The sequence below is a fragment of the Bradyrhizobium sp. USDA 4504 genome (assembly GCF_054063995.1).
The window spans coordinates 415,412-431,069 of the sequence record NZ_JBSSGV010000001.1 but is presented as its reverse complement, the minus strand read 5'-3'; the positions used below and the strand labels follow the sequence as shown (position 1 = coordinate 431,069).

The window sequence follows — 15,658 nt, the reverse complement described above, 5'->3', positions numbered from 1 at the left end:
CCGATTGGAGGGCGATGGAAGGCGTGGTCGCCAGCTTGTCGCGCAGCGCCAGCGTGCGCTCCTCCGTAAGCTCGGTCAGGACGATCCGGCAGCGTCTTTATCGTATCATCATCCTTGCGATCGGCCGAGCCGTGCGGCCGATCAGCTCAATGCCAATAACTTGCTTCGACGGCGGCGTACTCATCTGCTGATGCCTTTATAAAGGAGAGAGATTTTTCTGCGGATATCGAGTCCGACTACGCGATCGTCTGGCATCGGCTTCGCGGCACACAGCGCCTCGCCGTAGGTCTGCGAACAGGATAAGCTAAGGCACCCCGCCCCACAGGCTACCGGGCCGGAAGGCTGGCGACTGCTGACCATCCGATAGGACCTCGTGCGGCTCACCTCCAAATGTCGATGATCCAAAGTCACTTCGGCGCGCTCGGCTCGACAGCATCCCCGACGGGAGACCGATGACGTAGGCGTGACGGAATAGATCGGAGCCAATGTCGTTCCGTCCGAGCGCCAGCAGCTACGCTGCGGCTTCGTCAGCTTTTCGAAAGCTTGCTCTGGTAGGATGTCTGCTTAGGTGATCTTGGATGTGAGGCAACGTGGACCCGCACAATTGTGACCCATCAAATGTAACATTTTGGTCGCAGGTGCAGCATGCCACCTCGGAACAGCAGCATGAGGGTTCGGCGAGACAAAAGGCGTTTGAGCCGTTCTTGGCGACGGCGCTCCCAGCCAGCACCGGTACCTGTCCTCATCAGTCTGAAGACCGGCGCCGAATTGATGACGCGACTAATAATGCTGCGGCTCGGAATGATTAAAAGCAGTATCTACCGAACGTCGCCGATCGCGGGCATGTTCTCCGCTTTCGACGTCAAGCGTTTGATCCGCGCAATCAGCAATCCTATCGCTCACGTCAACGAATTCTAATAACCGAACGATGAAGGCGCCGTTGAGCAATCTTCGCGTTTGCTGCGAGCCGGCTGCTCGCAGCGCGATTCCGCCCAAGGCCCCCTCAGAGGACGACGAAAGTTTCATTGAAATGGTGACTCGTGCCAATAGGCGCAGCGAGACCGCCCTTGACCAGCATCGCCCTGCCCTTCGCAGATTCTCCGAGGCGCTTATTCTAGAGGGCCAGACGATATCTGGACTGGACCACGACTCGCGGATCAGGTCCGCTCGGAGGCTGTTCCCGCGCGACAAAAATCTCATCTCCGCGTTAAATTTGTTTCGTGCTGCGGAGCTCTGCGCTAAATTTGGTTCGTGATGCGGAGCGCGCCTTCCGGTCCAGGCGCTTCTTCGAGCGGGCAGCTGAGCATTGCGGCCTTGACCGAGTAGTCTTCTGTAGTCATTTGCACGGCTACGGTCGGGTTGGGCGACACGGCACGTGACCACCTATTGCACTTAAGAGCATGTCGCTCTGATGGAAACTCGCTGTTGCGGTGGCGTTGGAACCTACCGTCCGACCTAGCTGGGACGATCGGCTCGCTCTGTCCGAAATCAGATGACGGGCGATATTCAGGTACGGCGCATCGGCGCCGACGAAGTGGATAAGCGTTTGGAGCGTCTCGCCGACATCCTCATTGACTGCGTCGTCACGGCCAGTCGCTCAGCTTTCTGCCACCGCTAACTCGACGACGTGCGCTGGCGTATTGGCGTAGCATCGCGGACGCGGTCGTTTGCAATGGATGCGTAGCTGCGGAAGATGGTGCAGGTCGGATTGTTGGCACAACCCACATGGTACCTGCCGCGTCAATTGCATCGCGCTCGAGTCGTCAAAATCCTGGTTGAAGGAAGTGCACGCCGTCGCAGCATCGGTCGCCGGCTGCTCTCGGCTGTCAGCGAGTTAGCACGAAAGGAGGGAAGACGTTGTTGACGCTCAGCACTACCACAGGTTCTGCTGCCGAGCGTCTTTACGCCAGCGAGGGATGGCGGCGGGAGGGTATCATACCCGGGTGTGTCCTCGCCCCTGATGTGCGAGCCAGGCGAACGATCGCCATAAACTTTCGTATCGTTTCGCACCCCCCTTGAGGTGCCCAATCTTTACCAACGTCCAATTGAGCCGCTGATCACGATCCTCTTAGCTGCATGTGCGACTGGCCACAGCGAGATCTCATTCGTCTTCGCGGGCGTCGTCAACTGATAGCTAATCAGGAGGTCGCGAATTCTATTTTTTATGGGAATGGCGGCCTTCGCCGAGACGTGGATGGAGATACTGATGGAACCATTCGAGCTTGCGTGGTGCGAGTTCGAATACCAACGCGCTCTCAGATGCCTCGAAGAGAGGGAGAACAGGGCGGACGACGCCTGATCCCAGATCGTGGAGATTCAGTCGGTTCTAATCCGTCATGCGAGAGGACCTGTGGGCCAAACTCTATGACAGCGCACGGCAACGCACGCCAAGAGCGGCGATACAGCGGTCGAAAGCTCGCCCACGGTCCCACTCAGAAGACCTCACCAAGCAGCGTAAAGGCGGCTTCGTGCACGATGCACCGATGGGTTACAAGACCGTCCGTTCGATTGCGGAAGAGGCAATTGTCGTTGCCTTCCGCAAGTTGTGAACCGCAAATTTATCGAGAAGACAGTGCTTGCACGGGCAATTTGTTGCCGTGACTTAATCAGAGCTTGGGCTTGACTGATGAGGCTGCGCGAATCTATATGCGCGTCGCAACAGAGTTCTGACCAAATTCAAAGCGACGCTCCGGATTTGAGCTTCAAGGCGCTTCTCGCCAGGTCGCCGGCTCATCCGGCAGTGCACGAGCGAGCAAAACACGCCCGTTAAAGGAAAGAAAGCAGCGGTTCAAGTGCTGACGGGCGACTTTTGTTATGCGAACATCGTGGGCGCGATGCACTTTGCCCAACGGCCAGCAACACTTCCAAGATAAGCCGGAGCGAAGGGCTACACAGTGGAGCCAGGGCTAGTCGCCTGCGTTACCTTGCACAACATCAGCCGCACGGTTTTCCCTCTGACCGATCAACGAACGCGCGAACGAGCTAGGGTATCGATTGCTTTAGGGGGTGACTGCTGATCTTGGATCTTGGAGGGCTGTCCACTTCATTCGGCCGCGAATACGCCACCCCGATTAGATTCTTAGAAATAAATAACTCGAACGAAAACGTGCGATTTGTCTTGGACACGTGTCCTGATCGCGCAAAGATATCAATTTCCACGTCCTGGAACTCAAGAAACTGGCCATCCATTGGAAAACACACCTTATATACCGCCTCTTTCAAAACGAAGAGATCCCGCCGCTTGAGCGTGTGTAGATCGTACATTCGCTGCTCATGAGGAGTGGCAATCAATTTGATCAGGTTTTCCGGCAGAGGTTCATTAGGCTCAATGTCGACGCCGAGAGCTGCAATGCTTTTCGTCCCTACAATAGCGGCGGCTGCTACTGTATCGTGGTGCGCCAAAGATCCGACCACGCCGGTTGGCCAGATCGGAACACCCGAGCGCGTCTTCAAGATCGCCATTGGTGGGAATCCCAATCGCTCAAGAAGTGTTCGGGCAGCTACTCTTGCGGCAGCGCTTTCGCGGCGGACTTTGGGAACGGCGCGTCCCATAGACATGACTTCGGAAGCGTACATTCGTCGCAGCGTTCTATCGGACGGATGCCGACCATGATGTTCTGTTGATCAATCGTAAAAATCTCCACTGTTTGGTCCCGCTAGCTTTTCGAACATCTTAGTGTCGATCAGAGGGGCGGCGGCCGCCCACATATGGACCGTTTCTGACCTGCGCCTGAATATGATCCGGAGGGAGTTAGAGTCTCGGGAGCTTTTGCAGAGAGACCGAAGTCTGGCCCACCGAGCCGCTTGCCGACTTGTGGGTTATTTGGGGCTCGAGACCGATCTTTGAACTCAGAATTTTTTCGAGAGAAAGTTCTTGTCTATTTAACAGTCCCGCTGAGCGCCCTTGAAATGGCCCGAGCCAGAACTTGCCGGCTTTCTGGATTGCTCACCATTGTCGCGTGGTTGCCCGGCATCGATACCGCATGATAAGTCCCAACCCTTGTTTGGCGAGTGCCTTGCGATGCAGTTGTTCGTCAGGTGGTAACCCAGGGCTGACAAGAAGCTCACTGCCATAAACTGATGTATCTCAATCGGGAGCGACGGAACTCGGCACGATTGTAGCGCCCGGTGAAATCTCGCGGCCCTTTGATACACCGAAACATCGCTGTGGAGATCGTGATCTGGAGGTAACACTCCTTTTGCTGCGCCTTTTCGAGCACTCAGAAATGGAACATTGCTCCTTGTATCCTTCGAAAACCTCGCCGTATTCATCGCGCAAGATTCCGCAACTCTCCAGAATAAATTCTCGAGCCAAACTGATCTGTGAAGCGTTTGAAGAATCTGCAGGCGAACTAACATCGATGAACGCCATAAATGATACAACTTCGTCGATGCTCAGCAATCGCTCGACAATTGCATAAGCCAGGATTGCACCTGATGAGTATCCAGCAAAGCGGTATGGGCCCCGTGGCTGGATCTCTTTAATCGCAAGGATCGCCTCTGCGGCCATCGCCTCAAGAGTTCGTGAATAAACGTCATTGAAGGGCGGCCACGGCAGAGCGTAGACGGGGCAATCTACATCCATTTCCGCCACCAAACCGAGGACATAGGAACAATCTCCAAAACCTTTGGGGACAAAGAACAGCGGTGGCTGCGATCCGGTTGATCGAACGGAAATTATGACCTGCCACTGAACTTTCATCCAGCGGCAGTTAGAGTCTCGGTGGTTTGTACGCCAAGTGGCGCGGGTGGAGCAACGGACGATCGGCGGAGCTGGTCGGGGTTGCGCAGCCGAGCGTCCGTTGCGGTGAGAGTGGCGGCGTAGGCCGCGGGCGTGAGGTATTGCAGCGAGGAATGAGGTCGCTCGCCATTGTAGTCGGCGACCCATGCCGCGAGTTCGGTCCTGGTGTCGTTGAGATCGAAGAACAGCGTCTCATTGAGGAGCTCGTCGCGCATCCGGCCGTTAAAGCTCTCGACGAAGCCGTTCTGCATCGGTTTGCCCGGTGCGATGAAGTGCCAGTCGATGCCGGTTTCCTTGCACCAGGCGAGCATGGCGTTGCAGGTGAGCTCGGTGCCGTTGTCGGAGACGATCAGGCTGGGTTTGCCGCGGCGAGCGACAATCGTCGTCAGTTCCCGCGCCACACGCCGGCCCGAGATCGATGTGTCAGGAATGGCGCCCAGACATTCCTTGGTGACATCGTCGACGATGTTGAGGATGCGGAAGCGTCGTCCATTGGCGAACTGGTCGTGGACGAAGTCCAGCGACCAGCGCGCATTCGGCTTTGCTTCCACCAGGATCGGTGCCCGGCACCCCATGGCCTTGCGGCGAGCCCGCCGCTTGCGGACCGTCAGCCCTTCTTCCCGATAGATCCGGTAAATGCGGTTGATCCCTGATGGCTCGCCCTCCCGCCGCAGCAGGACGAACAGTCGACGGTAGCCGAACCGTCGGCGCTCGTGAGCAAGGTCGCGCAGCCGGGCACGAAGATCCGTATCCGGAGGGCGGCAAGATCGGTAACGGACCATCCTCCGATCCGCGTCGACGATCGTGCAGGCCCGTCGCTCCGACAGGCCCATCACGGCCTTCAGGTGCGCCACAGCGGCGCGCTTGGTAGCCGGCCCTACCGTTTTTGACAAAAACTCGCGCAGTGCTGCCGCGTCGAGCATCTGCTCGACCAGTACCTTCTTTCAGCTTCGCGTTCTCTTCCTCGAGCGACTTGAGCCGCTTGGCTTCGGACACTTCCATGCCGCCGAACTTGGCCTTCCAATTGTAGATCGTCGCCTCGGAGATCCCCGTGTTTGTGAGCCAGGTCTGTTGTCGTCGCTCCAGCCTCACGCTCCTTCAACACTGAGATAATCTGCTCTTTCGTGAACCTTGCTCGCTTCATCTGTCCGTCCTTGCTCAGGCCGGACTCTAACTCCATCTGGAGGTAATATTCAGGGGCAGGTCAATTACTCCGGGCTACTGGGCCGTGGCTCCACATGAATCTTTGATGCAAATTCCTTGAGAACAGGGGTTTGGAAGAGGTCGGCGGCGCTAAAGCTCAGCCCAAATTCTAATGCTCGACTGAGCATCTGCACGGCCAGCAGCGAGTGGCCGCCAAGTTCGAAGAAGTGGTCGTGGCGCCCGATGCGCTCGACACCGAGAAGCTCGGCCCAGATCCGCGCCAGCGCCGTCTCGACCGCGCCCTGCGGCGGCTCATAGGCCGCCAGCGCATAGGCTTCATCGGCCGGCGCCGGCAGCGCGTTGCGGTCGAGCTTGCCGTTCGGCGTCAGCGGCAGCGCCGCGATCGGCACGAACGACAGCCGGCACCATGTAGTCCGGCAGCCGGCTACTCAAGTGCGCGCGCAAGGCGCCCGCAAGCCCGCCTCCATCGCCCTCACCGGCCTCCGGCGCGCCGACCACATAGGCGATCAGATGCTTGTCGCCGGCGCGGCTCTGGCGCGCCACCACCACCGCCTCGCGCACGAAGGCGTGCTCGCAAAGCTTTGCTACGATCTCGCCCGGCTCGATGCGGTAGCCGCGGATCTTCACCTGGTCGTCGTTGCGGCCCAAAAACTCAAGATTGCCGTCCGGCAGATAATGCCCGAGGTCGCCGGTCCGGTACAGCCGATCACCCTCGACAAAGGGACTGGCGATGAACCGCTCGGCTGTCAGTTCAGGGCGTTCAAATAGCCCCGCGCAACCCCCGCCCCGCCAATGTAAAGCTCGCCTACCGCACCAAACGGCACAAGCGCGCCATGGCCATCCAGCAAGTACACCCGCGTGTTGGCGATTGGGCGCCCAATGTGAGGCATCTCGGGCCAACATGACGGATCAGCTGCAAGGTGGTGCTCGGAAATGACGCTGATTTCCGTGGACCCAAATTGATTGATCAATCTCGCGTTCGGGTGTGCCTCGAAGAAAACCTTAAGCAGTGCAGTGGCCTAATCGTTCGCCGGCTGTATAAAGCTCTCTTAAAGAGGGTAGCTGCACGCGCTGCGTGCTTCAGACTTCTGCAAGATGATTCAATGCCACGAATGGGAGGAAAAGCCGCTCGATCGCCTCCCGCTCTACAAACTCCAGCAAGTCGGAAAAGCGCCTCCGGGTCTCTTCCCGCAGGAGTACAAGTACTCCGCCGTCCTTCCAACAAATGAATAGTTCCTGGCAGGACACATCGAAGTTCAACGTCGCGAACTGAAGTGTACGCAGTTTTGACGTGCCAAACCCCGCCAGCGAATTCACAAGCGATCCGTGGGACATTTCGACGCCCTTGGGGATTCCCGTGGATCCTGAGGTGTAGATCACATAGGCAAGATGGCGGGATGTGAGCCCAAGCGTGCGCGGGTCAGGGTCCGAGGGCGGCCGCTCGCACCAGGCCCGGGTGCCAGTTTCCAGATCGACCACGCTGACATCGGCGAGTGCCTCGCCGCCCAATGCGGTTCGACCGGCGGCATCGCAAAGCAGCAGTTGCGGTGCTGCATCGCCGACAATCTGCCGCAGTCGCGCCGGTGGATAAGCTGGATCCAGCGGCAGATAGGCACCGCCCGCCTTCAGGATCGCCAAGACACCAACCACCATCGCCACGCTGCGTTCCAGGCAGATCGCCACCGGCTGGTCTGGCTTGACCCCGAGCTCGATCAGATGATGCGCCAGCCGGTTGGCCCGCGCATTGAGTTCGTCATAGCTCAATCTCTCCTTCTCATGGACCACCGCCACCGCCTCCGGTGCCTTTTGCACCTGCGCCTCGAACAGCTCATGGATGCGCAGCTCCGACGGATACGGCGCCTCCGTCCGATTCAACTCCTCCAGTAGATACGTGCGTTGGTCGGTCGACAGATTGTCAATGCGGCCGACCGGCTGTCCCGCATCGGCCTTGCCGTCATGTAACAAAGTTTGCAGATGCTGCGTCATGCAGTCGATCTTCGCCTTGCTCAATATGTCGAGCCTGCCGGGTCGTTGAGCTTGTGGCGCTCGGCTCCGTTAAGGGGCGGGTTGAAGATGCTGACGAGGATCAGGTCCTTGTCCCGCCCCCCGCGCAGAAGATGCTTGTCATGCTTGTCAAGCACATACAGGTCGCCCGAACGAATGGAGAAGACATTGCCGTCCATGTCCTCGACCTCGCCCTCTCCGGCGATGCAGTAGCAGGCTTCGAGATGATTGCGGTATTGCAGAAGCGAAACGGTGTTAGCGCGGACCACAGTGTGGCAGACGCTAAAACCCATGCCGTCCTTCTCCGTCAGAAGGCGGTGGCTCGTACCATTGCCCCAATCGACGAAGTGATCGGTCGCTTCAACATCGTGCAGGCTACGCACAATCATAGCGTTCGATTGCCGGATACGGTAAATTCATTGTTGCGGCAGCTGGAGGTCGTTGTACTGACCGGCAAGCGCGGCTCCCGCGCACTGCCGAAGCATCGGCTGCACCCAAAAGGCCTCCCGAGCCCTCGCCGGCGTCTAGACAAAGATATCGGCGTAAGGGTATTCCGCAGCCGCGTCGACGGCGTGCATGTACCACCTTGATGTTCCCTCTTCTTCGCGGTGCCGCCGCCTGCCTTGGTATGGTCGAGAATGCTGCTGGTGATGTTGCCGGCCAGACAAAGCGTTTCCGATCGCAGATTTGGCAAGTTGTTTCCTTCCTTCACTGTGCCTCGCGGCACGAATACAGCACCGCAGCCTCTCAGCGAACTGGAGCGAACCTCATGCCATGGTCGCACACAGATAAGAGATAGTGGCTGTTTGAGCTGGCTAGCGAGCGGAAAGGATTTGGCAAGGCAATGAAGCCAATCTGACAAACTGACAAGATATGGCCGGATGCGAGCAAGTCTGCGAGGGAGAACCGGTCGGACAGTGTCGGCTGACCTTTATCGTTGAAGATCCAACCATTGCCGGTGGCTAAGACTTCACGCTTTCTACTTGGCGCGTTCGAGCGGTGCGCGCGACGTGGAACTGTACCATCGTCGCGTCGAGCGACAGCGCGATCATCAGCAGCGACTTGTCTTCGACGAAGAGCGCTTATCCTTTTTTGATGCGAGCTTCTTCATGATTGACGCAATCCAGAGCATTGCGGCTGGCGGAATTAAGGACACACACGTTTCGCTCCTCTTCGACGGGATCTCTTACTGAGTGATTGTGCTTTCGCTCAGCTATGTTCGCTGCGCACTTAAGGAGGCGGCATGAGCCGACCGCTGCCCTCGGCGAAATCAGCTGCCGCCCTGGCATGCAGCCTCGCTGAATCGAATACCGGCAATTGTGTATGTTCGGGGCCGATGAGAAGACCAATCTCCGTGCAGCCAAGGATGAGCGCGTCGGCGCCTCGGTCGCGACCTCGCGCAATGATGTCGATAACTTCCTGGCGCGAGTGATCAGAAACCGTGCCGCGGCACAGCTCATTGAAAATGACAGCGTGGATCCGGCTGCGCTCGTGCTCCGCCGGTATGACCGGCGAAAGGTCGAACCGCTGCCGCAGGCGATCACAATAGAACGGCTGCTCCATCGTATAGCGCGTCCCAAGCAAGAGTGGTCGCTTGACGAAAGCGGCGAGCAGGGCCGCAGCGGTCACATCGACGATGTGGATGAGCGGCACACTCAGCTCGGCAGCAACGATGTCGGCAATCACATGCATCGTATTGGTGCAGATCAGGATGCAGCCGGCGCCTGCATCGACCAACTGTCGGGCGATCCTCGCCAGATAAGCAGCGGCTTGCCTCCATTCTCCCGCCTCCTGAAGAGCGACGATATCGCCAAAGTCAACAGAGCGAAGCAAGATGTCTGCCGAGGCGAGACCGCCGCGGCGCTGACGGACGATTTCGTTGATTTCCTTGTAATAGATGGCCGTGCTTTCCCAGCTCATCCCTCCGATCAGCCCAATGGTTTGCTGCACTTTACGATCTCCACTTGATGTGAAGGCGACACAGGCGTGCCGCGCCTTCGGCGGCAAATAGTCGGCGTTGTTTCTCGCAATCTCAATGGAAATGCAAAATCAAAGGCCTTATCTCTGACGATGGCAAAAACTCTTCTCACCCGAGCTGCGAAGCCGGCTGAAAGGGCATGGCGTTGTGCAAACAATTCGGACAAGTTGCAGCTCGGTGCAGCAACTCCCGTCAGTGCGTTTGCCGGATCGAGCGATCTTTCGGTGTCCGCCTGTTGGCGGCACATCAAGCACAGTGGAGGACAGCGGTCTGATCGACGCATCGCCCTGATTGACCGACGCAAAAACCAACGTACCGATGACTGTGTTCATGGGTGTGCGCCGTCGCATCACTCGACGGCCGGCTTGAGGTGCGGCTCCTAGCGGGTCGGGGGGAACATCCGCGGAGCGCCTGCCGGCAATTGGGCTGGAAAACGACAGATGGTTTAGCCCGCAGCGGATCCTGCTTCCATTCGGCCCAGTCATACGAGATCACTGGGCCGGTCTTGAAGCTGGTCTCGCCGGTCCGCATCCAGTCTTCGTCCAGTTTCACAAGCAGGCGGCCACTCGCGATGCCGACGATCGCCGCCTTGTTCGGCAGATCGAGCTCGACCGGCCCCGCCGCACCGAACAGCACATACTGGCGCTCGAAGCCGTTGATCCGACGGGCGACGCCGCCGGTCACATGGATCCGACCTTCACCAAGCACCATTGGCACGATTCCGAAATCGGTGCGCTGGCCACGAAAGACTTCGCGCGCCTGATCGAGCGGCTGAGCGCGCTTGAGCTCCTTCAACTCGAAAGCGTAGCCGGCCTCGGTCGTGATCCCCTCGCCCCGATCACTAGCAACAAGGACAGTGTCACGATCGAGCCAGCTGACATGCTGCTTGCCCTCTGGCAGCTCGAATCCACCTGTAACAAAGCTTTTGGCGTCACGATCGAATTTGCGTATGGACACGGCGCCCTTGCCGCCATCGGAAAGTTGGATGAGGCAGCGGCGCCCGAAGCAGCTGCGCCCCTCGTAGACCCAATTCTTTTTCTCGGCGGCAGCGAGGGCATCAATGTCCAGGATGGTCTCCCACCGGGGATCCTCCCCGCGATAACTCTCAAGGCTGGCGCGCCGCCAGATGCCGCGCACATGGCTCTCGTCCTGCCAGAAATTTTCGAGATCTTGTCGTCCAAGCGAAACGTACGGAATCCGGTGTTTTGCCTGGAGGATGGTTAGCGCGTCCCGGTAAAAGCGATCATAGCGAGGATCCGAGTGCGGCGAGCCGAGCGTCTTTTCGTTCTCGGCCTGCGCCCAGGCCAATGCGCGCGGCCCCTCGGACTCATCGAGCCAGAGAAACGGATCGTCCGCCGGCGTCGCAGCAGACTGCCCGTGGAGCTGCACGACTGTCAGACATATGATCGAGAGCAACCAGGCGCGCAGAACGGATTTTTTCATTGTCTTATCCTCGGACGGGCACACACAGGGCGAGCTTGCAGGTTCTTGCGACTGGGCGACAGTTGTGAAATTCGTGTTGCGAGCGTGCACGCACTATGTCGCGCCGCCCGCACCTCGACTGTGCAAGCAGCATGCCGTCTGGAAAACAGCAATTTCTGACGCGTCGTACCGCATCGCCAGGTCAGCTTCCCGACATTGGGTCTGAAGCTGACAATCTGGTGTGGAAATCGGCGGCGCTGGATCGCGGCGGGGCTGCTTCTCGCTTGCGCTCGGACAGAGCGCGCAAGCTGTCAGCCGCCGGAGTGTTGGCGCGTTCGGCGCCCAGCCTTCGCTGAGTTGAACGCGCCATAGTTCGGTCTGCCGCGAAGCGACGCGCTAGCGTAAGCGAACCCTTTGGCTCGTCTTATGGTCCAGACGCAACTGGTCCTTCTGCCATCCCCACGTTCGATATGACCCAGACGCTCGCGTGCCTGTCGACACAACTTCCTTTGGCGTCACAGAGATGATCCGACACAGACCCGGGATTTACCAATTTACGCGAATACCGAGCTTTCCGTCGTAGGCGTAGGTGTTGCCTTCGAAGCGCTGCTGGTAGGAGGCGTTGGCGAACAGCGTGGTGAAGCTGTTGATCTGGCCGTTGATACCGGCGTTGAGCTCGCCCCAGCTGCCGCCGAGGCTAGAGCGGAACGGGATGAAGCCGGTGTCGGAGGAGAACTGGGTCATCGGGTTGCCGCGGAACTCGTGCCAGACGTTCGGCCGCAGCGATGCGGTGATGGTGCGGGCAAAACCGCCGACCCATTCGTCGTCCAGCGACCATGTCCGGCCGAACCGCGCGCCCACCCGTGCCGCCAGCGAATCGACATCGGCAAAGCGGATCTGGGCGGCGGCATCCTGCGCGCCGGAGAGGTCAATGTTCTGGTACACGAGCTGCGCCTGCGGCTCGATGAAGTAGCCCTGCGGCAGGTTGAAATTGCGAGCCACTCAGCGCCCGAGCCCCGACGGCGCTCGAAGTGGAAGCTGGCGAGGCGGTCCTCCGCGCGCGCCAACGAGCGCTGCGAACGCAGGCATTGCGGCGGGGTCGTCGACCTCGCCTTTGGCGAATGCCTGCGCATACTGTTCCGTCACCGCCGCATCGAACGTGATTGGCGCGCGCGTTCGTAAGCCCGCAGCGGCACGCTGCGGCCCCTCAGCAAGAGACTCCGATAGGCCGTCCCTTGAATTCCGACACGGAGCGCGACCCGCTTTGCTCACGCAAATCCGTGCCTTGGCAGGACACCTTCCCGCTTCGTGGGTCTCGGCTAGGCGCACCGGGCCGAATGATGTCCGATCTCCATCCTTTCGCCGCCGACAGATTGCTGTGCAGTGTCAAGCCGAAGTCCCGCGGCCCCTCCCCTTCGCCGGTGCCGTGGCCAGCAATCGTCGCGCTGCTGCTGTCCGGAGACATCAAGGTCGAGCTCCTTCGGATCTCGGCGAGCATCTGGTGTTCAAGGGCGGCACATCTTTGTCGAAAGCCATCGCCCCGGCGAAAACGAGGCGCGGCCGGACAAAGCTACTGCGGCCAGGATCGGTTTCATGGCTCGTCCTCCACTTCCCACCGGTGATGCTCAGGCAAGGTCCAGACTGACCGGCGCGAGACGGCAGGCTCGGAACGGGGGAACCGCCCGGTCACCTCGCTGCCGCACTTGCAACATCTAAAATGATCTCGGGCCGTGCGAGCATGTCCTTATGGGGGCCGACGGTCGCACCGCACTTCGGACAGTTCACCAGCAGATCATTCGCTTCGGAGCATGGCGAGAACTCTTGGACCTATGCCCATGGCTCAACAGCGGCGATGCAGCCGTTCCCGCTCATATTCCGGAACCCTGCTTCCCAGCGAGCCGTTGAAATCGCGCTACGCTGTTCGGAGGCACGGTGCCCAAGGCCGGTACGAAAGAGATCGCAAGGCTGCTGCGCGAGTACGCGCAGCGGAGCGCGCTGCGCGGCGATAACCCCTACCGCGCGAAAGCCTATTCCCGGGCAGCCGACAGCCTGGCTGCGCTCGCCGTCCCTATCGATCGTCTCATCGAGGAGGACAGGCTGACCGAGATCCCTGGGGTCGGCCAAGCCATCGCCGACATCGTAACCAAGCTACACCGCACCGGCACGCACCCGAGCCTGGAGAAGCTCCGGCAGGACATCCCCGCCGGTGTCCTGGAACTTTTAAGCGTGCCCGGCCTTCGACCCGAAAAGGTGCTGCGGCTCTACAGGGACGTGGGCATCACCTCGCTTGCCGAGCTGGAGCAGGCCGCAAAGGAGGACCGGATCAAGCGAGCCAAAGGGCTCGGTGCGGCATTGCAGACCAAGATCTTGCAGAACCTGTCGATCGCCAAGAGCGGCCACGGTCGGCTGCACCTGCATCGCGCGGCCCTCCTACTCGAACATGCGCAGGATTCCCTCCGCAAAGCCCGCCCCGAACTTAAGAGGTTGACCATTGCGGGCGACTTTCGGCGCGGCTGCGAGCTAATCGGAGATCTGGCCATTGTTGCGGAGGCACCGAGCAGCGGCATGGAGCCGGAATTCGTCGACACCACGGGGCTGCAGGTTCGCCTCGCCGACCGCAGGCACTTTGGGGCTGTCCTGCTGCACGCCACAGGCTCGCCCGCCCATTTGGAGCAGCTTCGCCAGCTTGCGGAAGAGAAAGGAATGCGCCTTGAACGGAACGGGCTGCACAAGCAACGCAGCGTGGTCGCTGAGAGCGAGGAAGCAATCTATCGGGCGCTGGGGCTGCCCTTCATCGAGCCCGAACTGCGCGAGGGACGCGGCGAAATCGAGCGTGCTTTGAACGGAGAACTGCCGAAGCTGGTAACCGATCAGGACTTGCGAGGGATCCTGCATTGCCACACGGAGGCCTCCGACGGAACCGAGACCCTCGAGACGATGGCGAAAGCCACGCTGAAGCGAGGTTTCGAATATTTCGGCGTCGCTGACCACTCGAAGTCGGCGCACTACGCCGGCGGCCTCTCAGTGGAGCAGATCAAGAAGCAGCATCGGGAGGCTGACCGGCTTAACAGCAAGTTCGGCAAGGATTTGCGGATCCTGAAGGGCATCGAATCCGACATCCTGGCCGACGGGTCGCTGGACTATCCGGACGATGTGCTCGACAGCTTCGATTTCATCGTCGCCAGCATCCATGGCCGCTTCAAGCTGGACAGAAAGGCACAGACGGAACGCCTGCTGCGCGCCATCGGCAATCCCTACACCACCATCATCGGGCATATGACCGGCCGCCAGCTTCAGCGCCGGCCAGGTTACGAAATCGACGTCGAAAAGGTGCTGCGCGCCTGCGCCAAACACGATGTCGCCGTCGAGATCAACGCCCATCCGTGGCGTCTCGACCTGGACTGGCGATGGCACCAGGCGGCGCTGGAGTTCGGCTGCATGATGAGCATCAATCCGGACGCGCACTCGATCCGCGAGCTCGACCACATGCACTGGGGCGTCGAGATGGCTCGCAAAGGCGGCGTACCGGCGGACCGGGTCCTGAACGCCATGACGCTGGCCGAGATAACCCGTCATCTGAAGCGGAAACGGCGAACTTTGTCCCGGGCGGCGTAGCGGCAGAGGCTGCCTGCTCACCCGCCCTATCGACTTGACCGAACGGTAAGCCGGCCGCTTGAGCACAACAGGGAGAAGAAGAGGAAGGCACCGACAGCAGTGCTGCCTCCGTGAGCTTCATTGACGCCGTTGCGAGCTTCTCGCTCTCGTCCTCGAAAGTTGCCTTATCGTATTGAACCGTGCGAGTTGCGCCCGCGCTGGGGCATTGGCGAGGAATTCGTCGCGATTTCCACGTTGAACCGATCGGACGCGGCCCGGGAAAAAGGCGCGTGGTGGCCGGCATCGAAAGCCGTCAGTACCTGAAAGTGTTCCTGTCCGGGACCGACGATACGGAAGGGCTCTGATGAATGCGCAGGGGTTTCGAGTCCCCCTCGGTAAGGAAGCCCATCAAATCACCCCAGAACATGGCCTGGGATGACTACCGCTATCCGTCCAATAGCGTCGCGCGGCGGCAAGGACGTCGCGATCGGTGGGCTAGGAACATGGCCGCGTCTTCCGGAGTTGCCATTGGCGTGACTAAATAAGGGAGGGAAGCGAGATGGGACGAGGCGTTTTGCTTTGGCTTTTGGGCGTGCCAATTCCTGTGATCATCCTGCTGTGGTTGTTCTTTGGGCACTGACTACGGCGTAATTGCCGGGCGACGTGCACCAACCCAGTCTACCGGCTCATTGGGGCCCATTTCGGGTGGCACGTCAACCGATCGAATGATCGAGCCCTGCCTTTCAAGGCCGTGC

13 protein-coding genes and 1 pseudogene are annotated in these 15,658 nt (G+C 59.7%); 3 read left to right on the top strand and 11 right to left on the bottom strand.

Annotated features, from left to right (window positions below):
• Positions 1–1,492 precede the first annotated feature (1,492 nt).
• A complete protein-coding gene (locus ACVMB1_RS01860) occupies positions 1,493–1,618 on the top strand; it encodes a hypothetical protein (protein WP_276327036.1) in 126 nt (41 codons plus the stop codon).
• Between the two features lie 1,364 nt (positions 1,619–2,982).
• On the opposite strand, the gene ACVMB1_RS01855 is transcribed toward ACVMB1_RS01860, so the two are convergent.
• The 8 genes and pseudogenes from ACVMB1_RS01855 to ACVMB1_RS01820 all read right to left on the bottom strand — a co-directional run bounded on the left by ACVMB1_RS01855 (position 2,983) and on the right by ACVMB1_RS01820 (position 8,298).
• Positions 2,983–3,552 (bottom strand): 4'-phosphopantetheinyl transferase family protein, encoded by a 570-nt coding sequence (locus ACVMB1_RS01855; protein ID WP_456848160.1) that lies wholly within the window; start codon positions 3,550–3,552, stop codon positions 2,983–2,985.
• Positions 3,553–4,087: 535 nt separating this feature from the next.
• The gene (locus ACVMB1_RS01850; RefSeq protein ID WP_253587808.1) at positions 4,088–4,702 is read right to left on the bottom strand and encodes a thioesterase domain-containing protein; all 615 of its coding nucleotides are present in this window, start codon (positions 4,700–4,702) and stop codon (positions 4,088–4,090) included.
• Positions 4,699–5,885: pseudogene (locus tag ACVMB1_RS01845) on the bottom strand (IS3 family transposase). The gene ACVMB1_RS01850 and the pseudogene ACVMB1_RS01845 overlap by 4 nt, the downstream one beginning before the upstream one ends.
• A gap of 64 nt (positions 5,886–5,949) precedes the next feature.
• Positions 5,950–6,294, bottom strand: coding sequence for a phosphopantetheine-binding protein (locus ACVMB1_RS01840; RefSeq protein ID WP_069275751.1), 345 nt, complete (start codon positions 6,292–6,294; stop codon positions 5,950–5,952).
• A complete protein-coding gene (locus tag ACVMB1_RS01835) occupies positions 6,221–6,553 on the bottom strand; it encodes an AMP-binding enzyme (protein WP_176731258.1) in 333 nt (110 codons plus the stop codon). The genes ACVMB1_RS01840 and ACVMB1_RS01835 overlap by 74 nt, the downstream gene beginning before the upstream one ends.
• Before the next feature lie 98 nt (positions 6,554–6,651).
• On the bottom strand, positions 6,652–6,876 hold the full coding sequence (locus tag ACVMB1_RS01830; protein ID WP_253587810.1) for an AMP-binding protein: 225 nt from the start codon (positions 6,874–6,876) through the stop codon (positions 6,652–6,654).
• 109 nt (positions 6,877–6,985) lie between these two features.
• Entirely contained in the window at positions 6,986–7,891 is a 906-nt protein-coding gene (locus tag ACVMB1_RS01825; RefSeq protein WP_176731260.1) for an AMP-binding protein, read from the bottom strand.
• A 20-nt stretch (positions 7,892–7,911) separates the two neighbouring features.
• Positions 7,912–8,298, bottom strand: a complete 387-nt coding sequence (locus tag ACVMB1_RS01820; RefSeq protein ID WP_253587814.1) for an ectoine synthase — start codon at positions 8,296–8,298, stop codon at positions 7,912–7,914.
• 594 nt (positions 8,299–8,892) lie between these two features.
• Between ACVMB1_RS01820 and ACVMB1_RS01815 the strand changes: the two genes are divergently transcribed.
• Positions 8,893–9,102: a hypothetical protein gene (locus tag ACVMB1_RS01815; RefSeq protein ID WP_069275755.1), complete on the top strand. Its 210-nt coding sequence runs from the start codon at positions 8,893–8,895 to the stop codon at positions 9,100–9,102.
• 37 nt (positions 9,103–9,139) lie between these two features.
• On the opposite strand, the gene ACVMB1_RS01810 is transcribed toward ACVMB1_RS01815, so the two are convergent.
• The 3 genes from ACVMB1_RS01810 to ACVMB1_RS01800 all read right to left on the bottom strand — a co-directional run bounded on the left by ACVMB1_RS01810 (position 9,140) and on the right by ACVMB1_RS01800 (position 12,311).
• Positions 9,140–9,859 carry an aspartate/glutamate racemase family protein gene (locus ACVMB1_RS01810; RefSeq protein ID WP_081334949.1) on the bottom strand — a complete coding sequence of 240 codons (720 nt, stop codon included), beginning with the start codon at positions 9,857–9,859 and terminating at the stop codon, positions 9,140–9,142.
• A gap of 274 nt (positions 9,860–10,133) precedes the next feature.
• Positions 10,134–11,330: a prolyl oligopeptidase family protein gene (locus ACVMB1_RS01805; RefSeq protein WP_253603454.1), complete on the bottom strand. Its 1,197-nt coding sequence runs from the start codon at positions 11,328–11,330 to the stop codon at positions 10,134–10,136.
• Positions 11,331–11,855: 525 nt separating this feature from the next.
• Positions 11,856–12,311: an autotransporter domain-containing protein gene (locus ACVMB1_RS01800; protein ID WP_069275757.1), complete on the bottom strand. Its 456-nt coding sequence runs from the start codon at positions 12,309–12,311 to the stop codon at positions 11,856–11,858.
• A gap of 930 nt (positions 12,312–13,241) precedes the next feature.
• Between ACVMB1_RS01800 and ACVMB1_RS01795 the strand changes: the two genes are divergently transcribed.
• A complete protein-coding gene (locus ACVMB1_RS01795; protein WP_253587820.1) occupies positions 13,242–14,924 on the top strand; it encodes a helix-hairpin-helix domain-containing protein in 1,683 nt (560 codons plus the stop codon).
• Positions 14,925–15,658 lie beyond the last annotated feature (734 nt).

Bases quoted from the DNA above. Each gene is read 5' to 3' on its own strand.
- ACVMB1_RS01805 (WP_253603454.1), bottom strand. From the start codon at position 11,330: ATGAAAAAATCCGTTCTGCGCGCCTGGTTGCTCTCGATCATATGTCTG.
- ACVMB1_RS01820 (WP_253587814.1), bottom strand. From the start codon at position 8,298: ATGATTGTGCGTAGCCTGCACGATGTTGAAGCGACCGATCACTTCGTC.
- ACVMB1_RS01850 (WP_253587808.1), bottom strand. From the start codon at position 4,702: ATGAAAGTTCAGTGGCAGGTCATAATTTCCGTTCGATCAACCGGATCG.
- ACVMB1_RS01860 (WP_276327036.1), top strand. From the start codon at position 1,493: ATGACGGGCGATATTCAGGTACGGCGCATCGGCGCCGACGAAGTGGAT.
- ACVMB1_RS01855 (WP_456848160.1), bottom strand. From the start codon at position 3,552: ATGGGACGCGCCGTTCCCAAAGTCCGCCGCGAAAGCGCTGCCGCAAGA.
- ACVMB1_RS01825 (WP_176731260.1), bottom strand. From the start codon at position 7,891: ATGACGCAGCATCTGCAAACTTTGTTACATGACGGCAAGGCCGATGCG.